Source organism: Armatimonas sp. (assembly GCF_031410135.1).
In the GTDB taxonomy this organism is placed as follows: domain Bacteria; phylum Armatimonadota; class Armatimonadia; order Armatimonadales; family Armatimonadaceae; genus Armatimonas.
In genome coordinates this window covers 1-1,743 of the sequence record NZ_JANNYP010000168.1, presented here as the reverse complement: position 1 = coordinate 1,743, position 1,743 = coordinate 1, and the positions used below count along the sequence as shown (strand labels likewise).

At 57.5% G+C, this 1,743-nt stretch carries 4 protein-coding genes; all 4 read left to right on the top strand.

The annotated features are described in order from the left end of the window. Positions 1-535: cytochrome c biogenesis protein CcsA (gene ccsA / locus RMO15_RS05990; RefSeq protein WP_309709202.1), on the top strand; the 535-nt coding region annotated here is incomplete at its 5' end. Between the two features lies 1 nt (position 536). Next, positions 537-665: a CcmD family protein gene (locus RMO15_RS05985; protein ID WP_309709200.1), complete on the top strand. Its 129-nt coding sequence runs from the start codon at positions 537-539 to the stop codon at positions 663-665. Then, the gene (locus RMO15_RS05980) at positions 662-1,042 is read left to right on the top strand and encodes a cytochrome c maturation protein CcmE (RefSeq protein ID WP_309709197.1); all 381 of its coding nucleotides are present in this window, start codon (positions 662-664) and stop codon (positions 1,040-1,042) included. The genes RMO15_RS05985 and RMO15_RS05980 overlap by 4 nt, the downstream gene beginning before the upstream one ends. 2 nt (positions 1,043-1,044) lie before the next feature. Beyond that, positions 1,045-1,743 (top strand): cytochrome c biogenesis protein CcsA (gene ccsA, locus RMO15_RS05975; protein WP_309709194.1); only part of this gene is annotated, 699 nt, incomplete at its 3' end.

Genomic DNA, 1,743 nt, shown 5'->3' with positions numbered 1-1,743 from the left:
CGCGCTACACCTGCCCTGCGCCTACGTCGCGATGATCGCCTCGTGGATGTCCGGGTGGCACGGGTGGCAGTACCTCCAAAAGCGCACGCTCATCGAGGACGCAAAGTCCAACTCAGGCGCAGGACTCGCGCTCCTTTTTTGCTTCCTCACCACCGCGACGGGCTCGATCTTTGCCCATATTCAGTGGGGCGAGTTCTGGAACTGGGATCCGCGCGAGACCAGCGTTTTTCTCTTGATGCTGATCTACTGCGCCTATTTTGTGCTACGCGGCAGTGTGGAAGATACCGAGAAGCGCGCCTCGCTCAGCGCCGTCTTTGCGATCTTTATCGCCGTGATGACGCCGCTGCTGGGCTACGTGATCCCCAAGTACCTCCTCTCGAACCATCCTGTCAACGCGGAGTTCAGCCCGAACTACCGGATGGCGATCTACATGGGCGTCTTGCCCCCACTATTAGGAATGATGTTCTGGATTCAAAGCATCGCCAGTCGCCTAGACCGTGCGAGACTGTCGCTAGAGGAGGTAGACTACAACTAACATGAGCATGGCCTTTTTACTACTGGTGGCTGTCGTGATCTGGCTGGGGGTTTTCGCCTTCGTCTGGATGCTCGACAAGAAAGCAACGGCGCTGGAAACACGAGCGCTACGCCTGGAGAACAAACAATGAAAGTTAAAATGGGAACCGCCGTCGGAGTCTTCCTGATTTTCGGAGCGCTGGCCTACGGTGCGGGGCAGTTTGTCACCAATCTCACGCCCTACGTCACGTTTCAAGAAGCCAAGGCCGATCCGAACCGTGTCTTTCAGGTCATGGGGCCATTGGATCGCTCTAAGCCGATTGAGTTTAATGGCACCCTGAACTTCACGATCAAAGAAGCCAAGACCGGGCAGACACTACCCGTGCGCTTCAAGAAGTCCAAGCCCGCGAACTTTGACCAGGCGACTCAAGTCACGGCGATTGGAAGCTGGAACGGCGAGTACTTCGAGGCACGCAAGCTGCTGGTGAAGTGCCCCAGCAAGTACGAAGAGGAAGTTAAGGCGGATTAACGATGCCCTTAGGATATACACTTCTCTGGTTAGCACTCGCGGCGACGGTAACCGCCAATGTGCTCTTTGTGCTCTGTGGTAAGGCAGAGAAAGATGGTCTTTGCCTCTGGGCCAAGCGCTTTGTAGCACTGGCAACCACCAGTGTGGTCGGAGCCTGTGCCTATCTGGCCGTGCTGATTGCCACCCACCAGTTTCAAGTGCACTATGTCGCCGAGTACACGTCTAAGCGCACGAAGCTCTGGTATCTCATGGCTGCCTTCTGGGGCGGGCAAGAGGGCTCCATGCTCCTCTGGGCGTTCTGGACAGCCGTGCTCGGGCTGTGGCTGGCCTACAAGGGTGGCAAGAACAGCGCCAAGGCGTGGCCGATCTTTGGTATTGCACAGGTCTATTTACTCAGCATTCTGCTGGTCAAGTGCCCCTTTGCGGTTCCCTCGGGCCCCATTCCCGCCGATGGTCGTGGCCTGAACCCGTCGCTGGAGAACTACTGGATGGTGATCCATCCCCCCATTCTCTTTCTGGGTTTTTCCTCCACTCTGCTTCCCTCGGTCTGGGCCATCTACGGTCTGCTCCATAAAGACTGGGACGGCTGGGCCAAAGCGGCCCTCCCGTGGACTCTCTTCTCGTTTGCAACCTTGGGCTTTGGCCTCTCACTGGGCGGTTACTGGGCCTACGAGACCCTGGGCTGGGGAGGATTCTGGGCC

Bases quoted from the DNA above. Each gene is read 5' to 3' on its own strand.
- RMO15_RS05985 (WP_309709200.1), top strand. From the start codon at position 537: ATGAGCATGGCCTTTTTACTACTGGTGGCTGTCGTGATCTGGCTGGGG.
- RMO15_RS05980 (WP_309709197.1), top strand. From the start codon at position 662: ATGAAAGTTAAAATGGGAACCGCCGTCGGAGTCTTCCTGATTTTCGGA.